19 protein-coding genes are annotated in these 24038 nt (G+C 35.5%); 10 read left to right on the top strand and 9 right to left on the bottom strand.

Annotation, left to right across the window (positions count from 1 at the left end; translation table 11 throughout):
- Nucleotides 1-210 precede the first annotated feature (210 nt).
- Together AC07N0_RS14715 and scpA are read left to right on the top strand one after the other, a co-directional pair.
- Nucleotides 211-1602, top strand: a complete 1392-nt coding sequence (locus AC07N0_RS14715; protein WP_494589763.1) for a methylmalonyl-CoA mutase family protein — start codon at nucleotides 211-213, stop codon at nucleotides 1600-1602.
- A 15-nt stretch (nucleotides 1603-1617) separates the two neighbouring features.
- On the top strand, nucleotides 1618-3750 hold the full coding sequence (scpA, locus tag AC07N0_RS14710; protein WP_494589762.1) for a methylmalonyl-CoA mutase: 2133 nt from the start codon (nucleotides 1618-1620) through the stop codon (nucleotides 3748-3750).
- Here scpA and AC07N0_RS14705 read toward each other — a convergent pair whose 3' ends face one another.
- Both AC07N0_RS14705 and AC07N0_RS14700 read right to left on the bottom strand, forming a co-directional pair.
- Nucleotides 3751-4095, bottom strand: a complete 345-nt coding sequence (locus tag AC07N0_RS14705) for a translation initiation factor (RefSeq protein WP_492803582.1) — start codon at nucleotides 4093-4095, stop codon at nucleotides 3751-3753.
- Nucleotides 4088-4939 carry a diacylglycerol/lipid kinase family protein gene (locus AC07N0_RS14700; protein ID WP_494589840.1) on the bottom strand — a complete coding sequence of 284 codons (852 nt, stop codon included), beginning with the start codon at nucleotides 4937-4939 and terminating at the stop codon, nucleotides 4088-4090. Before AC07N0_RS14700 ends, AC07N0_RS14705 begins: the two co-directional genes overlap by 8 nt.
- A 221-nt stretch (nucleotides 4940-5160) precedes the next feature.
- Here AC07N0_RS14700 and AC07N0_RS14695 point away from each other — a divergent pair, with 221 nt between their 5' ends.
- Nucleotides 5161-5589 carry a YybH family protein gene (locus AC07N0_RS14695; RefSeq protein WP_494589761.1) on the top strand — a complete coding sequence of 143 codons (429 nt, stop codon included), beginning with the start codon at nucleotides 5161-5163 and terminating at the stop codon, nucleotides 5587-5589.
- 222 nt (nucleotides 5590-5811) lie between these two features.
- The gene (locus AC07N0_RS14690; RefSeq protein ID WP_492803578.1) at nucleotides 5812-6216 is read left to right on the top strand and encodes a MaoC family dehydratase; all 405 of its coding nucleotides are present in this window, start codon (nucleotides 5812-5814) and stop codon (nucleotides 6214-6216) included.
- Between the two features lie 60 nt (nucleotides 6217-6276).
- Here the strand turns inward: AC07N0_RS14690 and AC07N0_RS14685 are convergent, their stop codons facing one another.
- Nucleotides 6277-6459 (bottom strand): BF3379 family histone-like protein, encoded by a 183-nt coding sequence (locus tag AC07N0_RS14685; protein ID WP_492803576.1) that lies wholly within the window; start codon nucleotides 6457-6459, stop codon nucleotides 6277-6279.
- A gap of 150 nt (nucleotides 6460-6609) precedes the next feature.
- On the bottom strand, nucleotides 6610-7887 hold the full coding sequence (locus AC07N0_RS14680; RefSeq protein ID WP_494589760.1) for an aminotransferase class I/II-fold pyridoxal phosphate-dependent enzyme: 1278 nt from the start codon (nucleotides 7885-7887) through the stop codon (nucleotides 6610-6612).
- A 372-nt stretch (nucleotides 7888-8259) separates the two neighbouring features.
- On the opposite strand from AC07N0_RS14680, the gene AC07N0_RS14675 reads away from it, so the two are divergent.
- Entirely contained in the window at nucleotides 8260-8628 is a 369-nt protein-coding gene (locus AC07N0_RS14675; RefSeq protein ID WP_492803572.1) for a hypothetical protein, read from the top strand.
- 193 nt (nucleotides 8629-8821) lie between these two features.
- On the opposite strand, the gene AC07N0_RS14670 is transcribed toward AC07N0_RS14675, so the two are convergent.
- A complete protein-coding gene (locus AC07N0_RS14670; RefSeq protein ID WP_494589758.1) occupies nucleotides 8822-11140 on the bottom strand; it encodes an LruC domain-containing protein in 2319 nt (772 codons plus the stop codon).
- Between the two features lie 717 nt (nucleotides 11141-11857).
- Between AC07N0_RS14670 and AC07N0_RS14665 the strand changes: the two genes are divergently transcribed.
- Complete coding sequence (locus tag AC07N0_RS14665) at nucleotides 11858-13366, top strand: acetyl-CoA carboxylase biotin carboxylase subunit (protein ID WP_494589757.1); 1509 nt, start codon at nucleotides 11858-11860, stop codon at nucleotides 13364-13366.
- Between the two features lie 262 nt (nucleotides 13367-13628).
- On the opposite strand, the gene AC07N0_RS14660 is transcribed toward AC07N0_RS14665, so the two are convergent.
- A complete protein-coding gene (locus AC07N0_RS14660; protein ID WP_492803567.1) occupies nucleotides 13629-15002 on the bottom strand; it encodes a DUF937 domain-containing protein in 1374 nt (457 codons plus the stop codon).
- Nucleotides 15003-15299: 297 nt separating this feature from the next.
- Here AC07N0_RS14660 and hisB point away from each other — a divergent pair, with 297 nt between their 5' ends.
- Nucleotides 15300-16421, top strand: a complete 1122-nt coding sequence (hisB, locus tag AC07N0_RS14655; RefSeq protein ID WP_492803565.1) for a bifunctional histidinol-phosphatase/imidazoleglycerol-phosphate dehydratase HisB — start codon at nucleotides 15300-15302, stop codon at nucleotides 16419-16421.
- A gap of 323 nt (nucleotides 16422-16744) precedes the next feature.
- Here hisB and hslU read toward each other — a convergent pair whose 3' ends face one another.
- Nucleotides 16745-18139, bottom strand: coding sequence for an ATP-dependent protease ATPase subunit HslU (gene hslU, locus AC07N0_RS14650; protein WP_492803564.1), 1395 nt, complete (start codon nucleotides 18137-18139; stop codon nucleotides 16745-16747).
- A 54-nt stretch (nucleotides 18140-18193) separates the two neighbouring features.
- Nucleotides 18194-19228 (bottom strand): type IX secretion system protein PorQ, encoded by a 1035-nt coding sequence (gene porQ / locus AC07N0_RS14645; RefSeq protein ID WP_494589756.1) that lies wholly within the window; start codon nucleotides 19226-19228, stop codon nucleotides 18194-18196.
- Nucleotides 19229-19535: 307 nt separating this feature from the next.
- Between porQ and AC07N0_RS14640 the strand changes: the two genes are divergently transcribed.
- The 3 genes from AC07N0_RS14640 (at nucleotide 19536) to AC07N0_RS14630 (ending at nucleotide 23579) form a co-directional block, all read left to right on the top strand.
- Entirely contained in the window at nucleotides 19536-21092 is a 1557-nt protein-coding gene (locus AC07N0_RS14640) for an acyl-CoA carboxylase subunit beta (RefSeq protein WP_494589755.1), read from the top strand.
- A 146-nt stretch (nucleotides 21093-21238) separates the two neighbouring features.
- The gene (locus AC07N0_RS14635; protein ID WP_492803559.1) at nucleotides 21239-22324 is read left to right on the top strand and encodes a M42 family metallopeptidase; all 1086 of its coding nucleotides are present in this window, start codon (nucleotides 21239-21241) and stop codon (nucleotides 22322-22324) included.
- A gap of 235 nt (nucleotides 22325-22559) precedes the next feature.
- Nucleotides 22560-23579, top strand: coding sequence for an AraC family transcriptional regulator (locus AC07N0_RS14630; RefSeq protein ID WP_494589754.1), 1020 nt, complete (start codon nucleotides 22560-22562; stop codon nucleotides 23577-23579).
- Between the two features lie 108 nt (nucleotides 23580-23687).
- Here AC07N0_RS14630 and AC07N0_RS14625 read toward each other — a convergent pair whose 3' ends face one another.
- Complete coding sequence (locus tag AC07N0_RS14625; RefSeq protein ID WP_494589753.1) at nucleotides 23688-24038, bottom strand: DUF4260 domain-containing protein; 351 nt, start codon at nucleotides 24036-24038, stop codon at nucleotides 23688-23690.

Raw genomic sequence — 24038 nt, 5'->3', positions numbered from 1 at the left:
GCAAAAATAGTGAATTTTCTTGGAGAGAAAAATCAATTTCGTTTCATTCTCATTTAAAATAAATTTTAATTTAATATGAAAGCTTTACATCATGGTATAGTACAATAACACCAGCATATTTGGTAACTTTCCTTGTTTTTTTGTTTTGAAAAGTCTAAATTCATAAATTTCGTTAACTTTGAAAAGTCAAATATTTCAGAAAATAATTATATGGCGAATAAACTTTTTAATGAATTCCATGCTCATACAAAACAGCAATGGAAACAACAGGCCGTCAAAGAATTAAAAGGTAAAAACTTCGACGAAACAATGATTTGGAATATTGACAAAAATATTCACATAGAACCGTACTATGCTTCTGAAGATATTGACTTTCAATCTACAAAACACATACAACAAGCTCAAAATCAAAGAGTTAACTTCAATTGGCAATATCGGGAAATGGTTAGATATACATCAGAAAAAGAGACTAATTCATTGATACTCAAACTATTAAAATCGGGTGTTGATTCTTTTCTGATTGACTTAAGCGACGTGGTACTTTCTAATGTTGAAATTAAGAAATTGTTACACAATTTCAAACTATCTGACACACCCTTTTTTTTTAAAGTAGAAAATAAAGCTTTAAATTTAGTAAATGAGTTACAAAAGGTTGCACCCTATCAATTAAAAGGAGGCATTGTAAATAATCCCTTTGAAAGATGGATGTACACGAGCAATTGGGATGAAAACTACTGGAAAAGTACTGGAGAACTTCTTAGAAAAGTACAAGATTCTCCTCAATTTAAAGCCCTTAATTTATCCAGTCATCATTACCATAATGCTGGTGCAAATGCTGTTCAAGAGCTGGCTTTCTTGTTAGCTCAAGCCATTGAAGTGATAGATAAGCTTAGTCAAGAAGGGCTAGCGATACAAGATATTCTTAAAAATATTGAATTTTCAATATCGATAGGCACCAATTATTTTGTTGAAATTGCGAAGCTTAGAGCCTTAAAATTCTTATGGAAAAAAATAGTAATAGAAGGCTATGACATTGATGCTTCTTTGACGAATGCTACGTCGTTTCATTGCCAAACTTCTTCGTATTATCATGCATCAATCACGCCACAAACCAACTTATTAAGAACTACTACCGAAGCCATGTCTGCCATTATCGGTGGTTGCGACGCCATCAGCATATTACCTTTTGATAGCGAAGAAGAAGACGCTCACGATTTTGGTGATAGAATAGCACGCAACATTTCTATTATATTGAAGGAAGAAAGCTATTTTGACAAGGTAATCGACCCTTCGGCAGGTAGTTATTTTATTGAGGTACTTACCAAAGAAATAGCTGATGAAGCTTTTAAACTCCTTCAAGAGGTAGAAGAAATGGGTGGCATTATGGAAGCTTTCAAAAAGGGTTTTATTCAAGAGCAAATCAGCCTTGAACACCTGAGAAAACAAGAGGAATTAGCACAGAACAAGTATATAATGGTGGGTGTAAATAAATTCAGGTTTGATGAAAAGCCATTTCAAAAAAAGGTAAAGAGTTCACCTAACCATGATAGTGATTTAGCGTTACTCCCTAATTTACATTTATCAGCCATTTTTGAAGTATAGTAACGAAGCAAAGCCATGAGACCGAATCTATCAAAAATATCGTTGGATAATCAAAGTCAGGAAGAAGAAAAGACAAACACTAGTTCTACTCAGAAATGGCGTTCGTCAGAAGGTATTTTTATCAAACCTTATTTTGACATTGAAGATGTAAAAGAGTCCGAACACCTTGGTTTTGGGGCAGGCTTATCTCCTTTTCTGAGAGGTCCGTATGCTACGATGTACACCCAACAACCTTGGACAATCCGCCAATATGCTGGTTTTTCAACGGCCGAGGAATCGAATGCGTTCTACCGTAAGAATTTAGCGGCTGGACAAAAAGGACTATCTGTCGCTTTTGATTTGGCTACTCACCGTGGCTATGATTCAGATCATCCGAGAGTGACGGGAGACGTCGGAAAAGCTGGCGTAGCCATCGATTCTGTGGAAGATATGAAAATACTCTTCAACCAGATTCCCTTAGACGAAATGTCTGTTTCGATGACGATGAATGGGGCTGTTTTACCCATTATGGCATTTTATATCGTAGCTGCCGAAGAGCAAGGTGTAGCGCCAGAAAAGCTATCTGGTACTATTCAGAACGATATTTTAAAGGAATTTATGGTGCGGAACACCTACATTTATCCGCCTATTCCTTCTATGCGTATTATTGCTGATATTTTTGCTTATACCGCTAAAAATATGCCTAAATTCAACTCTATTTCTATCTCGGGCTATCACATGCAAGAGGCAGGAGCTACAGCAGATTTAGAATTGGCTTATACCTTAGCGGATGGACTAGAATATTTAAAAACAGGTATTCAGGCGGGTTTGGACATTGACAATTTTGCGCCGAGGTTATCGTTCTTTTGGGCGATAGGCATGAATCATTTTATGGAAATTGCTAAAATGCGTGCGGGCAGATTGCTATGGGCAAAAATAGTAAAGAAATTTAATCCTAAGAATGATAAGTCTTTGATGCTCAGAACACACTGCCAAACCTCTGGTTGGTCGCTTACTGAGCAAGACCCCTTCAATAATGTTGCGCGTACCTGTATTGAAGCCATGGCAGCTACGTTGGGGCATACACAAAGTTTGCATACCAATTCATTAGACGAAGCCATTGCATTACCGACTGATTTCTCGGCAAGAATAGCCCGTAATACGCAGTTATATATTCAACAGGAAACCAACATTACGAAAGTAATTGACCCTTGGGGTGGCTCTTATTATGTTGAATATTTAACGCAAGAGTTGGCAAGAAAAGCTTGGAAACTGATTGAAGAAGTAGAGGAATTGGGCGGAATGGCCAAAGCCATTGAAACAGGCTTACCCAAAATGAGGATTGAAGAAGCTGCCGCTAGAAAGCAAGCAAGGATTGATGCAGGAAAAGATGTGATTGTGGGTGTGAACCGTTTTAAAATTGATACAGAAACCAAACTGGAAGTAAGAGATGTAGATAATCAGGCGGTGAGGCTTTCACAAATTGAAAGATTAAACAACATTAAAGCCCAAAGAAATACCTTAGCCGTTAAGGATGCCTTAGAAAAATTAACTGATTCGGCTAAAACTGGAGAGGGAAATTTATTAGAGTTAGCCATTGAAGCTGCTCGTTTAAGAGCTACATTAGGGGAAATTTCAGATGCGTTAGAAGTAGTATTTAGCCGACATAAAGCCATTATTCGCTCTATTTCAGGAGTATATTCAGCAGAAGTGACAGACGACGAAAATTTTAGAATAGCCCGAGAAATGGCTAATGAATTTGCCAATATGGATGGCAGGCGACCTAGAATAATGGTGGCTAAAATGGGACAGGATGGGCATGACCGTGGTGCTAAAGTAATAGCGACTAGTTTTGCCGACCTTGGTTTTGATGTAGATATTACGCCACTTTTTCAAACACCTGAGGAAGTAGCCAAGCAAGCCATTGAAAACGATGTGCATATTGTGGGCGCTTCTAGTTTAGCCGCAGGTCATAAAACGCTAATTCCTGCGCTGATTGAAGCATTGAAAAAATATGGCCGTGAAGATATTATGGTAATTGCTGGTGGCGTAATTCCTGCTCAGGATTATCAATTTTTGTATGATGCTGGCGTATCTGGCGTTTTTGGCCCTGGTACGGTTATCTCGGTTGCAGCACAGAAAATCTTGAAAGATTTAATGGAGGGTTAATCACCCTCCTACTTTTTTAGCTTTATATCCTGACGTAGTCAAGAATGTTAATATCTTGTCTCTAAAATCTCCTTGTATCAAAATCTCTCCATCTTTGGCAGAGCCTCCACAGCCACAAAGATTTTTGAGTTTTTTAGATAATACTTCTAAGTCATCATCTTTTCCAACAAAGCCCGAAATTAGCGTTACTTGTTTTCCAGCACGTGCTTTTTTGTCTAACTGGACTTTTAGATTTTGCTGATTGGGTGCTAAAGTTTCAACTTCCCCATCATTTTCAAAGGCAAAATCAAAATCTGGATTGGTAGAAAACACTACTCCAACTGGTATTTTTTTATTTTTAGACATAACCAATTACTTTTAAAGCTTTGGGTTTCAGCGTAATTTTCAACACATTAGTAGATAACTGCAAAGGCTCTCCATCATAATGAATCAATAAATTTTCATCTGCTTTCAAGATAAATTCTGTGTCAGATGCCGTTTCAATATACCTTGAGTTCGGAAGGGTTCCTCTGAATAAACGTACACCAATGATTGGTGCGGCACCAAATGGAAAGGGCTTTAATACAACCATTTCAATTAAACCATCATCAATTTTAGATTTTGGCGAAATCAAAGCATTATTACCATATTGTGTTGCATTGGCAAAGGTAATCGAGAAAGCATTTTTGATGGCTGTACTCTCTCTCGATTCTAAATGATACGATTCTGCCTTATACGTTCTAAATGACTTTAGAGACATCTTTGCATAAGTCTTAAGTCCACGTGAATCTTGTTGTGCAAATTCATTGGCTACATACGCATCAAAGCCTACTCCTGCCGTACAAAAAAAAGGAATCTCATTCAAAAAGCATACATCTATGGCAGACAAATGAGCCGAAAGAGCAAAATTAATGGCCTTTTCTATCTTTAATGGAATTTTCAAATGCCTAGCCAAACCATTACCTGAACCAATCGGAACGATACCCAAGGCCGTATGCGACCCAACCAAGCCACGTGCTACTTCGTTCACAGTGCCATCTCCACCAACAGCAATCACTTTAACAATACCTTCTTTAACTGCTTGTTGGGCAATTTCTGTCGCATGCCCACTATAGTCAGTAAAAAACAACTTTGTATTTGCCTGTTTTCCTACTAAACTAGTAATCTTATTTTTTTGTGCGGGTGTAGTAGTCCCCGACTTAGGATTCATCACAAACCAAACCATATCAGCTAAAAAAGATAAACATCAATATTATCATAATGATGAATGATAAATACATCATTCCGTCAACTAAATAATAATCTTTGTATTTTTCGTAAAATTCTTTGAATTTCATAAGGAAGCAAACTCTACATCAAGAGTATTTAAACATATTCTTATATTTGAATATCATTTTTAATATCTATTCAAATTTACACAAAAATTAAGGGATGAAAAAATTACTCTTACTTTCATTAACATTCATATCACTGAATGTGTTCGCTCAAACGGGCAAAGACAAGGAAATAATCCTAAACATTTTGGATGCTCAGACAAAAGCATGGAACAATGGCGATGTTGAAAACTTCATGCATGGCTACTGGGTTTCAGATTCATTAATGTACATTGGCAAAAGTGGCGTTAAATATGGATACAAAGCAACCTTAGAAAGTTACCGTAAAAACTATCCCGATAAAGCCACCATGGGGCAATTGAAATTTGATATTATTAAGGTAAATTTTATTGCGAAAGATGCCTGTTTTGTGGTGGGTAAATGGCATTTAACTCGCCCTGAAAAAGGTGATGTTGGCGGACATTATACGTTGCTTTGGCGAAAAATAAAAGGAGAATGGGTAATTGTTGCCGATCATTCGTCATAAAAGCTATAAGCTGTGAGCTTTAAAATTAAAGACTAATAACTGTGATAAGTAATCAATACAATTTGAAAGGCAAGCACAACTAATTAACAATTACTATTTACTAATTACCAATCACTATTTCTATATGTGATTACCTATTCAAATAACCCAACATTTAATATTGGAGAGAAATTGTCGTAATTTTACCTTTATTTAAGTACAATCATACAGATTAATTTAACAATGATTCAACTCGGAACAGTTTACCGTCATAAATTTTCTTTTACACAAGAAGATGTGATTTTGTTTGCTAAAGTATCAGGAGATAACAATCCTCTTCATTTAGATGCTGAATTTGCAGCAACTACTTCATTCAAACGCCCAATTATTCATGGAGCACTTGCCTCAAGCGTTTTTTCAAAAATCATGGGAACAGAATTTCCAGGCTATGGAAGTGTTTATTTAAAGCAGAGTTCTGAATACAAACGTCCAATGTTTGTGGATAACGAATATGAAGCAGTATTCACTGTAACAGCTATTAATGCTGATAAACACATTGGAGAAATTTCGACAGAAATTTTTGATGTACAAACTGGGAAGAAAACCACTGAAGGTTCGGCATCCATCATGAATAAAGAAGAATTCTAATCCAAAATAAAAAGGCTCAATAATCATTGAGCCTTTTTATTAAATCTTAACTATTTAGCATTATTTCGCTTCATTGTTTTTTATCTCTTGAACTTCTGTACGGATTTCTTGAGCTAAAGTTTTCAATTGTTGCATACCACCTCTTACGCGAGTACCAGCAGCTTGATTGCCTTTGTCATAAAACTTATCGAAATCTCCTTCTAAGGACAAAATTAAGTCCTTCACTTCTGCAAATCTGTTCATAATAGAAACTGGATTTAAGTTGATAATTGGTTGAAAAAGCCTTTAATAGCGTTGAGACGCATTTTTTGTGTCCGAAATATAGCTATTTTATTACATCTTACAAATCCAAGCACCAAAATTTAAGCGAAATAAGTCAAAAACCTATATAAATTATGCTAATTCTGCTTGCTGAGCTAAGAATTCTTCAGCAATTCTACGATAAGTACCATCTTGAAGACGTTGTTGTACTTTTTCAAAGCAATCTAGCGTATACGCCACATCTTCTAAAGTATGCGAAGCCGTAGGAATAATTCTTAACATAATCTGTCCTTTCGGTACAACTGGATAAGTTACGATAGAACAGAACACACCCATATTTTCACGCATATCACGAACAAGTGCTGTTACGTGTGATAATTCGTAGTCTCCATGTAAGAAAATCGGCGTTACTGGAGATGTAGTTTCACCCACATCAAATCCTTTTGCTTTAAATCCTGTTTGGATAGCTCTTACATTCTCCCATAATTTCTCACGGAATTCTGGATGCTTTTTAATCAATTCTAAGCGTTTCATTCCACCTACTACAAATGGCATTGGTAATGCTTTTGCATAGATTTGCGAACGCATATTATATTTTAAGAACATTACAATTTCCTTACTTGCTGCAATAAAAGCACCAATTGATGCCATCGATTTTGCGAAAGTAGAGAAGTATAAATCAATTCCATCAATACAGTTTAATTCTTCATGAACGCCACGACCGTTTGGCCCCATTGTTCCAAAACCGTGAGCATCATCAACTAAAATTCTGAAATTGAAATCTTCTTTCATTTTCACAATTTCATCCAATGAACCTACTTTACCCGACATTCCGAAAACACCTTCAGTAATTACTAAAATACCTCCGCCTGTTTCTTTTACTTTTTTAGTAGCTCTTTCTAAGTTTTTACGCAAAGAATCCATGTCGTTGTGATTAAACTTATAATAATCACCCATTTTAGCTTTGTGCAAACGAATACCATCAATCAAACAAGCGTGTGCTTCGGCGTCATAAACAATAATATCGTTACGGTCGCAAATACACTCAATTACTGACATTACTCCTTGGTAACCAAAGTTCAATAAAAAGGCATCTTCTTTTCCAACAAATTCAGCTAATTGAGCTTCAAATTCCTCATGTAAATCTGAATTACCTGACATCATCCTAGCGCCCATTGGATAAGCCAAACCATAATCTTGCGTTCCCTTATTATCAGCTTCACGAACTTCAGGGTGATTAGCTAAACCTAAGTAATTGTTCAATGACCAGTTTAACATTTCTTTTCCCATGAAGGTCATTCTTGGCCCTAGCTCTCCTGTCAACTTAGGGAAAGTAAAGTAGTGATGAGAATAATGAGCATGGGCACCGATAGGCCCCAGACCTTTGCTGACTTTATCGAAAATATCCACTTTTTTTTATGTTTTAATGATTAATAACTAATATAAGCTTCACGAAAGCAACCTCGCATTCTATGAACTCAATTATAAAATATTTTGCTGTATAAATATTGTTATATATTTCAAGAGAAAAACATTTTATAATCTTTAAATAATCACAAAGTTAAGGTATTATTTTCTTTCTGCAAAAATGTCTCAATATTAAGTGTGATTTCATTTGAATTAGACAATTCCCTAATAATTTCTAGTAATATTTCAAGAACTTATATTTTTTCATCGAAAATATCAATTCTTATTATTATATTGAATATGCCTAACGTTTATAGTAGTCAAATATTTGTAAAATTTTTAGAGTGTATCTTCTTAAAAAAATACAATAATGATATGAAAAACGATCAAAACCTATATTCCATCAACAATGAAGTTGATATTATAGACTTCTTGGTAGATAATAATGCTATGATTAAGGACTTTACCAAAAGTCATCTTTCGTGGTTTTTTGTTGACGAAAACTTTCATATCATTCTTTACTTGGCTGAGGGAGAAAAGCCTAAATTTGAACGGTATATTGTAGAGCGTTTTGCTGAAAACATGAACGACATGATTAATTTATGGAATCATTTCGATAAAAGAATTCATGATTCCCAAGAAGTCAGGACATTGAAATTGGCAAAAAATAAGGTTCACGACCTTATTGCTATGTCTGAAACCTTTAAAGCTTTATTTAATAGGGCAGATTTTGAGGAAGAATAAGACTTTTGAGTTGTGAATTTTGAGTGATGAGTTGTGAGTCTTGATTTGGGAATTTTGAGTTGTAATAGGCAATGTTTTAATCCATGTCACAACGTAATTTAATTTTGATTCATTATTTAATAATATTTTATCTTATAACAAAAAGAGCTTCGGAAGTTAATTCCGAAGCTCTTTTTGATTAAACTACTTAAGATTATGGATTGAAAATATTTGAAACATTTCTATAACCATCCGCTGTATTTGAATACCAGTCTACACTTGAAGTACCTCCAGACGATGCCCAGTTTTCAAATTTCAAATATGTATCAGTAATTTTAACGCCTTCTTTTGGATATTTGAAGTTCGCTGTTGATATTTCTATTCCCCAAGGTAATTTTTTAGATGTTGCATAATAAGCAACTGAAGTAGAAGCATCATTCTTCGTTCCAAACAAAGCTTTGGTTACTAATTTTGTAGGATTTTTACCGAATAAGTGTGTTTCATAACCTCTATCCAAACCACCATTATAAATGAATGGATTGTATGAGCCAAGACCAAATGCACCGATAGAAGGTCCGTTTGTTACATCAAATGAGAATGAGTAAGTCTTGTAAGCTACTGCTGGTTCGGTTGGACGTGTATTCCATGCTGATTGTTCGTTTCTAGCGTTACCGAATAAGATTACAACTACGCTGTCTTGACCTGCTTCTAAGCCTGCACCAATAGTAGAAGTACCTGTAAAGTTCTTAGCATTTCCACTTGGAATGTTAAACTGAATACCTGCACCATTGTTGAATGAACCACCCGTTGCTTGAAGTGTGTAATCCGCTTTGATTTGAACTACTTGGTTAGTTGAACTTGTAACGATAGTGTAAGTAAAGGCAAGGATAACGTCGTTCAAGTCATAATCTCCTACAGATGGCCATTGGTCTTCAAAAGCTACTGTTGAAGGAACATTGTAGTTGTTGAATGCTTTTGTACCATCATTTGGATAAGCATCTTCTGAATCGATAACACCATCTTTATCTGAGTCACCACTTGATACTGGTGCAGTTCCGTTTCCTTCGTTACAAGATGTTTTTGCGATATAAATACCAGCATCTTTAGTTTTCTGAGCAACTTTATCTAAGAAATCAGCTTTAAGCGCATCACTTGGTTCTGAGAATTGAACAGTACCTGTAAGTTTCTGACCACCTCCGTTGTTGATGTTACCACCAGCAGCAGTTAATACTTTAAATAATGAATAATTATCGCCTGTACCAGTAATTTTACCGTCGTAAGTTGATAAAGAGTTAGTTACAAATAAAGCACCATTATACAAGTTTACAACACCTGAGCCATTGATACGTGTCCAGCTTCCTACAGAGATATAACTATCGTTATTGATAACTTTATCTACCCCAAGTGTATTTTTAACAATTAAATGACATTTGTTATTAAGAACACTTGAGCTATTTACTTGCATATCAGCAACAGTCATATAGCTATTGTTAGTCATGATACTAGAACTGTTGATGATAAAGTTTCCAGCAGCAGTCATTGTACCATTGTTTGTTACTGTTTGTCCAGAAGAATTTAATCTAACTTCACCAGCGAATGAAATTTCAGCATTGTTTGTCATTGCGCCATCTAATGGAGAAGCACCTTTAACAACGATTTTTCCTTCGTTAATGATATTTGAACCTGCACGAGATTGTAATTCTGAATTAGCATTTACAACACCGTAGTTATAGAAAGTACCACCAACAATAAGGTTACCTGAAGAATTCAACGTACCAAAGTTTTTCACTGTTACGTCAGCAGAGTTCCAGTTTACATTGCTGAAATTAGCAGAACCCTTTGAAGTAATGATTACAGTATACTTAGCACCTGAATTGAAATTCAAATTATTAAGCGTAATGTTAGTACCACAAATACGAAGCGTACCACCATTTAATGTATTTGGATTGAAGTTTACAGTATAATCGCTACCTGTCAAACAAATTGTTTGTGACCCAGTTTTTGAATCAAGGTCAATAGTTGTGGCGCTGCTTACAGACATCTCACATCCAGTACTACAATCAGGACTTGTTTCTGTAGTAGCATATAATTCAGTGTTTGCACTCAATCTTCCAGAAGCAGTTGCACCTAAAGCTACTGCAAGGCTACTTGCTGAAGTTAAAGATACTTTCTGAGTATATTTTGTACCATCAGGAGCTGTTTTCACAAAGTAAACTTCTTTAACACCAGCTGGAATTGAAATTTTAGTTTGGAAAGGAGAAGCCAATGAAGCTGTTCCTTTTGAAAGTGCTTTTGCTACACCTGTTGATGGGTCTGAAGTGTAAACAGAAACTACGTGAAGTGAGTTTTTAAAACGAATATCACTTATTGATACTTTGAAATTTACATCTCTTGCTGTAGACCAATTGAAACCAGCAGGTACTACTAGATTATTAATATCATTGGCAACTTTATCGTCAACAACAAGTTCAGATACGCATGAAGAAGCAATAATGCCTAAGCCGAATACAATTGATAGAATTTTTGTTTTCATTTTATTTATTTTCGTTCTATAAATTAGAACATTAAGTTAACGATAGTTTTAGTAACTTATCTTTTTAATCTATGGTAATTTTTGAGTAATCCTTTAATTTATTAAAATCTTTGTAAAGTTTATTTTTTATAATATAACTATCTTGTCTTAAATATTAACTACAAATTTAATTCTAATTTTCAAAAGACAAAAGACGTATAATCGCTTAATATTAAATACTTGATTATCAATTAGTTATACACATTTTGTAATTTTACAATTAAAGCTATTATTAATTTTCATGAATTATCTTCACTTATCTCAATAAACGTACGCTTATCCAAAAGCTAAAACATTTTTTGTATTCATAAAAAAAATACAATAAAATATTTTTTTGTAATTAACCTTAAAAATACATTTTAGTAATTGTTTCTTACCAACGCTTATTTATTAAACAATTACCGTACCAAGAATTTATTTTTCAAGAAAAATATTTACTTTTTTTTCAAAAAAATCTGTTTAACCAATGCTGTAAGCTAACACTTCAAAACAGCCTTACTTACGATAGCTACTTTTAATTAAATGCTGAAGCTTCTAATTAAATTTTTCTTTTAAAAATTATCTTCTTAAACATATAACGCTTACCAGAAAAAATTAAAAAAACCAATAAGTTTCTAGCTAAAGTTTATCTTTGTTTGATAGAGATACTAAAAGCAATATAAAACCTGAGCCTAGTGTATGTCAAAAATAAAAAAGATTTTAATAGCCAATCGTGGAGAAATAGCCTTACGCATTATGCGTACTGCTCGCGAACTTAATATTCAAACAGTTGCTATTTTCTCTGAGGCAGATAGAAATTCGCCACACGTCCGTTTTGCTGACGAAGCTGTATGCATTGGTCCCCCACCCTCACACCAATCTTATTTATTAGGAGATAAAATCATTGAAATTTGTAAAGACTTACAGGTAGATGCCATTCATCCAGGCTATGGTTTTCTTTCTGAAAATGCTTCATTTTGCCAAAAAGTAATTGATGCGGGCCTAATCTTCATTGGGCCTTCGCCTGAGAGTATTGAGTTGATGGGAGATAAACTAACGTCAAAACATACTGTCGCTAAATACAATATTCCGATGGTGCCGGGTACGCCTGATGCTGTTACAGACAGAGCTACTGCTAAAGAGAAATCTTTAGAAATTGGCTATCCTGTATTGATTAAGGCCTCCGCAGGTGGAGGAGGGAAAGGAATGCGAGTAGTTGAAAAAGAAGAGGACTTTGATGACCAAATGGATAGAGCGGTTTCTGAAGCCATTACATCATTTGGAAACGGAGCCGTTTTTATTGAAAAATATATTACCGCCCCCAAGCATATTGAAATTCAAGTATTGGGCGACCAGCATGGAAATGTAGTTCATTTGTTTGAACGAGAATGTTCTATTCAACGTCGTCATCAAAAAGTTGTTGAAGAAGCTCCCTCCTCTGTATTAACACCTGAAATCCGCGAAGCCATGGGGCGTTGTGCGGTTGACGTGGCTAAGGCTTGTAATTATTATGGGGCTGGTACGGTAGAATTTATTGTAGACGAAAAGCTTGATTTTTATTTCTTAGAAATGAATACTCGCTTACAAGTAGAGCATCCCGTTACTGAATTAATCACAGGCATTGATTTAGTAAAGGAAATGATTCGTATTGCGGAGGGAGAATGCATTTCATTCAAACAAGAAGATTTACAAATAAACGGGCATGCGATAGAAATTAGGGTATGTGCGGAAGACCCAAAAAATAATTTCCTTCCAGACATCGGAACGTTGAATACCTATGTCAGACCCGAAGGAAATGGTGTAAGAGTAGACGATGGTTTTGAGCAAGGAATGACTATTCCGATTTTCTACGACCCAATGATAGCAAAATTGATTACTTATGGTAAAAACCGTGAAGAAGCGATTATTAAAATGATTCGAGCCATTGATGAATTCAAAATCTCTGGCATTGAAACTACTTTACCTTTCTGCAAATTTGTGATGCAACACGAAGCATTCTTGTCGGGCAATTTCGATACAAGGTTTATCAATTTATATTTTTCACCAGCGATGTTAGACGGATTACCTAATCCTGAAGAAGAAAAACTAGCAGCGGCATTGGCTAATTATTTAATTACTACTAAAAAAGTTTCAGTGCAAGTACAAACGGATAACCAAACTGGTGTAAAAACAAGCAATTGGCAGGCAAATCGTTTGAGTTATCGTTAATAAATCAAAAATATGTAATGGAACGATTAGTTATGCTGAATTTTTAATCACAAAAAAGCGGTCTAAATTGATTTTTAGACCGCTTTTTTGTGATTGAGAAACAACGAATTCCTACTGTTTGAGCGAAGCGAGTTTAGGAATTCTTGATTTTCTTTTGTTACTTTTCTTGTATCAAGACAAGAAAAGTAAGGACAAGACAATAAATACAATCCTTACTAAAACTCATCATTATAAACGAAAAATTATGAGGTGACTCATATTTTTATTTCTTCACTACTTTCAATTCTATTCTTCTATTTTTAGCTTTACCTTCTTCGGTAGCATTGCTTGCAATAGGGTTTCGAGAGCCTCTTCCTGCAAAATCAATTCTAGTATCTTTAATACCATTACCAATTAAGATATTTCTAACGGCTACTGCACGTCTGGCTGTTAATCTTATATTCTGGAGAGAGTCACCTGTATTATCAGTAAAAGCTGTTAGCTTAATTTGTACACGTGGATAAGCCAAGATAATTTTTGCTAAATCAGTAACAGTTTTGTCAGACCCTGCTGTTAGGGCTGCTGTATTACCTTCAAATCCGATATGATCAAATGTGAAAGTTCTGTTTGGAGCAGCAACTGAATCAGACAAGTATCGAGCAAAATTATAGGTAAAAGAACCATCTGTCAAATCGACTTTTTGACCATTTGGCAAATTCACTCCTATTGTTTTTGTTTCACTAATGGTGCTAGCCGTATCTACTTTAGCAACGGTAGTGTCCTTTGATAGACTACTGGTATCAATAACAGCACCTGTTACTTCTTCCATATCAGATGAATCGGTCATCGCAGTAGATGAATTACTAAGGCTTTTCCAGTCGTAAGTAAAAGCAAAATATCCTAGTCCAGCTATTACTGCTACGATTAATATTGAAGGCAAAAACCATTTAGGAATTTTCATTGATTCTGACGCTTCACTTTCGTAGTTTTTCCCTGAGTAGGTTACTTTCTGTTCTGCCATTGGTTTGGCAGCCACAGGATTGTTCACAGAAACAGATTTAATAGGCGCCGCCGGAGCAAACTGTATTGGTTTTATCTCCTGACTCATGAAAACCGCAATACCTAAAGTATCAATCATTTTAGGTTGAAGAGCCTCTGGTGTTTCGTCAATCAAATAAGCCTTTTGTTCTAATAAATAATTAGCTAAATGTATTTTATCTAGCCCTTGGCTAATGACCAACTTCCCTAATTTACCCACAATAATCGGTGCAACGCCAGCCATTATTAAGGTAGCAGATGAATTTCTGATACTAGCATACTGTGAAATCAAGGTAGCTACAGAGCTTTTTTTATCAGGCAAAAGCATACTAACTACACTGCTTCCTTGTTCAAAAAGGGGAGCAAAGCTTTCTTTATCTCTTAAATAGTCATCTAATCTATCATTAATACTTCCATCGTGTTTGCCACGCTGAATAACATTCATTAAAGTAGTAGCACCTGCTTCATTAGAGACTCTCTTCATCAAACCTCCAATTAATGTAGGGATTAGTCCATCAATAGCCACTTTTACTTTCGCCTCAGTTTCCCCTGTTATGTTAGCAATTTTTAATGGAATATCTCCTGCAAACAGCTCTTTAAGTTCTCCAAATAAATTCATACTCTTATTTTTATAATTCTTTTAATGTCGATTCAAAATTACAACCTTATTATTTAAAAAACACTCAAAATGTTTTCAATGGCAAATCTTTCCTAAGAATTTTCACTCAATTTTTACAATTTATTCCCTCTCTGAAATTTACTGCTTTTGCTTAAAAATAGATTTTTACGCAAAAATCAGGTATGTAAAACAATAAACATCAAGCAAATTTGAAAAAAGTGATAAAACTCTAGGATTGTCGTACTAATTTTGTGATTCCCATTTCAAATTCATGATTTTGGAATCATATTATATTTTATGAAAAAAATATTGTTTATTGACCGTGATGGTACTATTATCGTTGAACCTCCAACAGATTTCCAAGTAGATTCTCTAGAAAAATTAGCGTTTCTTCCCAAAGCAATTTCTAATCTTCGCAAAATAGCCGAAGAGGCAGATTTTGAATTGGTAATGGTAACAAATCAGGACGGTTTAGGAACAGACTCTTTTCCAGAAAATACTTTTTGGCCTGCACACAACAAAATGATGGAAACGTTGAGTAATGAAAATATTCATTTCGCAGATGTTCACATTGACCATACCTTTGAACACGAAAATGCTCCGACACGTAAGCCAAGAACGGGAATGTTGCAAAAATATTTTGATGAAACCGTTTATGACTTAAAAAATTCTTTCGTTTTAGGCGACAGACTGACGGATGTTCAATTAGCCGTTAATTTAGGAGCTAAGGCAATTTATTTAGGTGATGCCCAATCAGAAGATAAAGCATTAGAAGAGGCTATCGCTATTACCACTAAAGATTGGGATGAAATTTATCAGTTTATACGTTTACCAGAGCGTATTGGTAGCATAGAACGTATTACGAAAGAAACGCAAATTTGGGTAACTGTCAATTTAGATGGAAAAGGTAAATCAAACATTGATACTGGATTAGGCTTTTTCGACCACATGTTAGACCAATTGGCGAGACATTCGGGTGCAGATTTGACCATCAAAGTAAACGGCGATTTACATATCGATGAACACCATACGATTGAAGATACGGCATTAGCTCTGGGCGAGGCTTATTTAAAAGCGTTGGGTGATAAAAAAGGAATTACCCGCTACGGATTTTATTTATTGCCAATGGACGAAGCCTTGGTACATGCAGCGATTGACTTCTCTGGAAGAAACTGGATGGTTTGGGATGCTAAATTCTCGCGTGAGAAAATCGGGGAAATGCCTACAGAAATGTTCTTCCATTTCTTCAAATCGTTTACTGATACTGCTAAATGTAATTTGAACATCAAAGCCGAAGCTGATAATGAGCATCATAAAATAGAAGCTATTTTTAAGGCTTTTGCAAAGGCTATCAAAATGGCAACCAAGCGTGAAATTAAAGATTTAGATATTCTCCCTTCAACAAAAGGCGTATTATAAACTGTATTTTGCGTATTTAGTAGTTAAATTAAACAAAGAATTAATCACTGATAATCTATATTTGGTAATTCTTAGTTACCTTTGTAAGCAAGAAAAAATCGAATATTTGAACCTTCAAAATCATATAAAAATGTCTGGAACATTATTAACTTGGGCTTTCTTTATCGTACTTATGGGTGCTTCTACTTTTGTAGCTATCAAATTACAAAAAGTTTATAACGAAAGAGGTAAGTAATTAGCCCCAATTTCCTAAAGGTATTGTACCAAAAAGAGCTTCTTGAAAATTTCAAGAAGCTCTTTTTTATGAATTAAACATTGATTCCTTACAAAATATATTGGCTCAAATCTCTGTTTTTTACCATTCCTCCCAAGCGTTCTATTACTAGTTCTTTGCCAATCACTATTTTTTCATTGGGAACTATTACATCAGGTATATCAAACATAATATCGTTCAATAAATGTGACATTACCGTTTGTAAACGTCTTGCTCCGATATTTTCAACTTCTGAATTTACCGCAAAAGCGATTCTGGCAATCTCTGCTAAAGCATCATCATCAAAAGATAACTCTACCCCTTCAGACTGCAATAAAGAAATATACTGCTTCGTCAAAGCACTTTTAGGTTCTTTTAAAATTCTATAAAAGTCTTCTTCTTTTAAGCTTTGTAATTCTACTCTGATAGGGAATCTACCTTGTAATTCGGGAATCAAATCGCTTGGCTTTGAAACATGAAAAGCACCTGCTGCAATAAATAGCACGTGGTCAGTATTAATGACGCCATATTTAGTATTCACCGTAGAGCCTTCAACAATGGGCAACATATCTCTTTGTACGCCTTCGCGACTTACATCGGGGCCACCTCCGCCACTTCTTGACGAGGCTATTTTATCTATTTCATCAATGAATATTATCCCTAAGTTCTCTGCTTTTCTGATGGCCTCCTCCTTTACTTCATCCATATCAATCAGTTTTGCTGATTCTTCTTCCAAAAGTACCTTACGTGCATCAGCGATAGTCATCTTACGCTTTTTCTCTTTTTTGGGCAACATTCCTCCAATCATTTCAGAAATATTCATCATCGACATTTCATCAATTGGTCCACCCATCACCCCGATATTAGGCGTATTTACACTGCGAACGGCAATGTCAATCTTACGATTTTCAAGTTCTCCTCTTCTTAATTTTTCACGAAATAGCTCTCTGGTTCTTTGGTTCAATTCTTCGTCACTTTCAGGGACTTCGTTACTATCAAAACCTACCTTCTCTTGCTTTTTCTTTTTACCTGTTTTGCCCATTGATGGCACCAATGCTTCCACAATAATCTCTTCTACAATTTCAGAGGCTTTATCTTTTACTTCTTCTTTTTTGGCTGATTGTACTAAGTGAATAGACGATTCAACTAAATCTCTGACCATTGATTCTACGTCACGCCCCACATACCCTACTTCTGTAAACTTTGATGCCTCTACTTTGGTAAACGGAGCATCTGCCAACTTGGCTAATCTACGGGCTATCTCTGTTTTTCCAACACCAGTAGAGCCAATCATCAAGATATTATTGGGTGTAATTTCTTTTTGCATATCTTCTGGAGCATTCATGCGTCTCCAGCGATTTCGTAGTGCAATTGCTACATTTTTCTTGGCATCTTTTTGCCCAATGATGTATTTGTCGAGTTCTGCGACAATTTGTTTAGGAGTTAATGATTCTAAATTTGCCATCTTTTAAACGTTCCACGAATTTGGGTTTTAACCAACGTGTGGGTCGGTGAATTTTTATTTTATTATTCTGTTTAAGTCACAAACTAAACCAAAACTATTCAAATTTCCTGCAGTATTATAGCCTGAATACCCATAGGAAAAATCAAAAAGTTTGGTGTGTATTAAAAACCCCAAAGAGAACCCAGAAAAGCCACTGATATTCTGTTGACTCAACTCGGCAGCCCTTAAATGGTTATATCCAATTAAAGCATGAAAATTTTTATTAAGCAAAATTTCTGTGCCAACTACAAAATGTCTTGCTATTTTATCTGCTAAACCTACTTTATTCTCAATGATATTACCATTAAAGTCTTTTTTGATGATGGTTTTATCTAAGTATGCAATATCGTATTGATATAAATGATGAGCCGTAAACGAAAAACGGACTGGCATATATTTAGGTTTAAAGCTAATACCTGCTTGTACATCAAAAGGTAAATTGCTTTTATCAAAGGGAGTATACGCTTTTAATAAAGCCCCTACATTTTTTGCACTTATCCCAAGCGTTAATGCTTGAGTAGGATGCTTAAATATAGCACCAAAATCTAACAATAGAGCTACCGCTGAATAATTTTCTACGACAGAAGATACATATTTTATACTTCCACCAAAGGTAATATTGCCTTGAGTCCTAGCACTAGATAACGTAAGTGCTACATCATTAGCGGTAAATTGTCCAAGAATATTTCCAGCAGCATCTGTTAATTGAAAATTGCCATAATTAACCGACTGAACACCCAAAGCGACAATGTTTTTCTTGAAACTTCGACCATAAGCAGCCGTGGTATAATTGATGCCAGCAAAATAAGGAATATAATTTACAGCTAAAAGATTATGCAAAGTGGTATCTAAAAGAGCAGGGTTTTGGAAAAGTACATTTACATCTTTATTGGTATGCGAAACATTTATTCCACCCAAAGCTAACGTGACAGGATTGCTGGGAATATTCAAAAAGCTGAAGCTTTGATTACCTCCAATCTGAGAAAAACCTTGTCGAGCAATTTGTAGAAAAAATAGTATGAAAAATTTCCAAAAGTAATTTTTATTCATGCTTCATTTAATATTTTTTGTCTTTCAATCTCAATATTGTTCAACCAAACTACAACCTTTATTGAGTGGAGATAAAACAATTTTGATAAAAACGAACCAAGATAAGCATTCAATCTAGCATAATACAGTTTATTTATATTTATTATTGTGTAATTTATCAGAATATCGTTAGAGTTTATGTTAAAATACGCAAAAAAAATAAAATTATACAAAATCAAGAAACTATATTGTTTTTGCAGGTAATTGCTATTTGAAAGTATATCTTTGATAAGAATTAAAACAAAGCAATAGAACAAAATCATTCAAAATGAATACAGGGGGCAATCAAGTAAAATTTGATGAATTAGCAAAGAAAAACACTGAAGCTTTATTGGGTGGAGGTGAAAAGCGAATTGAGGTTCAACACAAAAAAGGAAAGCTGACAGCACGCGAAAGGGTGACGTTGCTATTGGATGAAGGCAGTTTTGAAGAGATTGGTAAATTCGTGATGCATCGCTGTAAAGATTTTGGGTTAGATAAAGAATATTACTTAGGAGACGGAGTGATTACGGGCTATGGCACCGTAAATGGGCGTTTGGTCTATGTATTTGCCCAAGACTTTACCATCTTTGGTGGGGCGTTATCCGAAACGCATGCGGAGAAAATCTGCAAGATTATGGATTTAGCTATGAAAAATGGGGCTCCTATTATTGGTCTGAATGATTCTGGTGGCGCTAGAATACAAGAAGGGGTTACTTCATTGGCAGGGTATGCGGATATTTTTTATAAAAACACCTTGGCTTCGGGCGTAATTCCACAGATTTCTGCCATCATGGGGCCATGTGCAGGTGGAGCCGTTTATTCGCCAGCAATAACCGACTTTATTTTAATGGTTGAAAATACTTCTTATATGTTTGTAACTGGTCCGAATGTGGTAAGGACTGTTACCCATGAAGTAATTACTTCCGAAGAATTGGGCGGCGCTTCTACGCATTCTACCAAATCGGGCGTAACACATTTTTCTTGTGCCAATGAAGTGGTCTGTATCAATAACATCAAAAAAATATTATCGTACATCCCTCAAAACTGCGAAGACAAGGCTCCTTCCCTACCCTATGAAATAGGAAATGAAGAACGAAAAGGCTTGGATAGCATTATTCCAGAGAACCCTCATCAGCCTTATGATATCAAGGAAGTAATTGAGCATATTACTGATACCGACTCCTTCTTTGAAGTGCATAAAAACTATGCTGAAAATATTGTAGTGGGCTTTGCTCGTCTGGCAGGTAGAAGTATTGGTATAGTAGCCAATCAACCTATCGTGATGGCGGGCGTATTAGACATTCAGGCAAGTCAGAAAGCCGCTAGATTTGTTCGTTTTTGCGATTGTTTCAATATTCCATTATTGGTGTTAGAAGATGTACCAGGGTTTATGCCTGGCACTAACCAAGAGTGGGGTGGCATCATTTCTCATGGAGCAAAACTTTTGTATGCCTTCTGTGAAGCCACTGTACCAAGAATTACGGTAATTACTCGCAAAGCCTATGGAGGCGCTTATGATGTAATGAACTCCAAACACATTGGTGCTGATATGAACTATGCTTGGCCAACGGCAGAAATTGCGGTGATGGGGGCAAAAGGTGCGGCGGAGATTATTTTTAAAAGAGAAATATCAGAAGCAGAAAACCCTGTTGAGAAACTACAAGAAAAAGTAGAGGAATATACCGAGAAGTTCGCTAATCCATATCGAGCGGCACATCGGGGTTATATTGATGAAGTAATTCAGCCCTCAGAAACGCGTCAGAAATTAATACGGGCTTTTAAAATGCTGGAAAATAAAGTAGCTAATTTACCAAGGAAGAAGCATGGGAATATTCCTTTGTAACAGTGAGCTTTGAGTTATGAGCTTTGAGCTTCTTTTTTGCAGGATATTTAACTAAAAATTGATTTTTATCCCCAAAGGCTTTAAAAACCTTTGGGGTTTTGTATTTTTGTAAAAATGACATTTCGAAATATATCAATACTTTAATTATGACTGAAAACGCAAAAACATTTCTCTACGAATACCTCAACAATGCTTCGCCAACTGGTTTTGAAGCATCGGGACAACAAATTTGGTTAGACTATATCAAACCTTATATCGACGAAACTATTATTGATGTGTATGGTACAGCCGTTGGCGTTATTAAACCAAACACTGCTTCACTGGCAAAATCTTATAAAGTAGTTATCGAAGCACATGCTGACGAAATTTCTTGGTTTGTAAACTATATCGACGATAATGGTTATATTTTCGTAAGAAGAAATGGTGGTTCTGATGCCGTGATTGCTCCGTCTATGCGTTGTAATTTACATACTAAAAAGGGTGTTGTAAAAGGCGTATTTGGCTATCCTGCTATTCACGTGCGTGATTTGTCAAAAGACAAAGCACCAACTGTTAATGATATTTTTATTGATTTGGGTGCCGCCAACAAAAAGGAAGTGGAAGAAATGGGCGTTCATGTTGGAACGGTTGTAACTTTTGAAGATGGTTTAACAGAGTTAAACAATCGTTATTATGTTGGTCGTGCGTTAGATAACCGCATTGGTGGCTTTATGATTGCGGAGGTAGCGCGTATGCTCAAAGAAAACAAGGTTGAGTTACCTTTTACGTTGTATGTAGTCAATGCTGTACAAGAAGAAATCGGTTTACGTGGTGCTGAAATGATTGTAAGACGTTTGAAACCAGACGTAGCCATTGTTACAGACGTTACCCATGATACACAGTCGCCGATGTACAATAAAAAAGAACAAGGTGATTTAAAATGTGGTGCTGGTCCAGTGATTTGCTATGGCCCTGCTGTACAAAATAACTTACGTGATTTTATTATTGATGTAGCTGCCTCTAAAGAAATTAAAATCCAGCGTCAGGCAGTTTCTCGTTCTACTGGTACGGATACTGATTCATTTGCTTATGCAACCGAAGGGGTAGCGTCTGCGTTGATTTCTTTACCATTGAAATACATGCACACAACTGTTGAAACCGTTGCAAAAGACGATGTACAAGCAGTAATTAATTTGATTTATGAATCTCTATTGGCTCTGACTGGCAACGAAGATTGGCGTTATTTAAAGTAAGCTTTGAGCAATGAGCTATGAGCAGTGAGCTTTTTTAGGCAAGCACATAAAAGCTCATAACTTATATCTCATTAAACTGTGAGCTTTTTCAGGCTAAAAAAATAAATTTATTGCTGATATTAGCTGTAAGTTATGAGCATTGAGCTGTAAGCCTTTTTTACCTTAAATATCTCATTGCTCACAGCTCATAGCTTACAACTCAAAGCTCATAACTCATTGCTCACAGCTTAACAATATGTCCAACACACTTTCTGTTTCTTCTTTCAACCTAATTCTTTATTCAGCCCAACAGAGAGGTGCTGAATACAATGTGCTGTGCGAAAAAGTAGGATTAACAGCAGATATGCTTCAAGACCCTGACGCTCGTTTGCCTATCAGAAAAGTGCAAGAATTATGGAAAGAAGCCGTGGAAATGACGGGCGATGAACATTTAGCATTGCATATAGGGGAATCTATCAATACTGTTGCCGTAGGGATTTTAGCTTACGTAATGATGCACTGCCCGACACTAGGCAAAGCCTTAGAAAAACTTTGCCAATATCAAGACATCGTTTGTGATGGCTCAAAAACTGAGTTTTATATAAAAGACGATTTGGCTTATGTAACTTTAACGCAATTAAGCGAGGATATGCTTTATCCGCACTATGCTTTTGAATCTGAATTATCTATTTACAATGAAGCCGTAAAAGGTATGCTTGGTAGAGCATTACCCCTTCATGCAGTGCATTTTAATTATCCTGCTTATTCATCACATTTAAGTGAGTACCAACGTATTTTTAAGACTGAACAAGTATTCTTTGAAAGTGATATTACAGGAATAGTTTTTGAAAAAAAGTATTTGGACTACCCAATCCTGAATGCTAATCCCAATCTTTTTCCCTTATTTGATAAACATGCTCAAAGTATTCTGACGAGTCTAAAACAAGATAATTCTATCAAAGAAAAGGTTAAGAAAGAGATTTTGGACGGACTAAAAGGGGAAGAACCGTCATTGTTTAATATATCTAGGAATCTGGGCATTGGGTTACGTTCACTACAAATGAAACTCAAAGAAGAAGGAGTCACTTTTCAGCAACTCCTTGATGATATTCGTAAGAATTTGGCTGTTCAACATCTACAAGAAACCCATTTAAGCACGACAGACATTGCTTATTTATTAGGCTATTCAGAGCCAAGTGTTTTCTTTCGTTCCTTCAAAAAGTGGACAGGATATACACCAACTGTCTATCGCAAAAACCCTAAAATGGTAGCGTGAGTAATTGAGTGAGTTAGTAAATGAGTGATTTATTGATTATTCATTTTGACTCATTACTTATATAACAAACACCCTTAAAGCTTAAAGCTCATAGCTCAAAGCTGACACCTATTTCCCTATCTTTCCCAAATGCGTATTTCCAAAACTGTCTTCATATTTTAAACCATAGCCCATCATTCTATCGAAGGCAGAGTGTGCAAACAGGATTGTTCCCATTAATAAAATCACTTGGTTTTGCAGATAGAATCCTAGCACTAACATACTAATGCCTAAGGCTTTATGGTGAACAAAATTATATAGCCAAGCACCCACTTTAGTATTAACTAAATAACCTAACATTCCTAAATCTGGTGTTAACAATAATGCTGGAAAATACCACCATGCAAATTCTAAGCGACTGAATATTAATATTCCTAATACAAATTCAGCCATTTCTTCAAGTGCTAATATAGTTTTCAT

This window comes from Arcicella sp. GW821-FHT09D11 (assembly GCF_059416265.1).
This window is presented reverse-complemented; position numbering and strand designations above follow the sequence as displayed.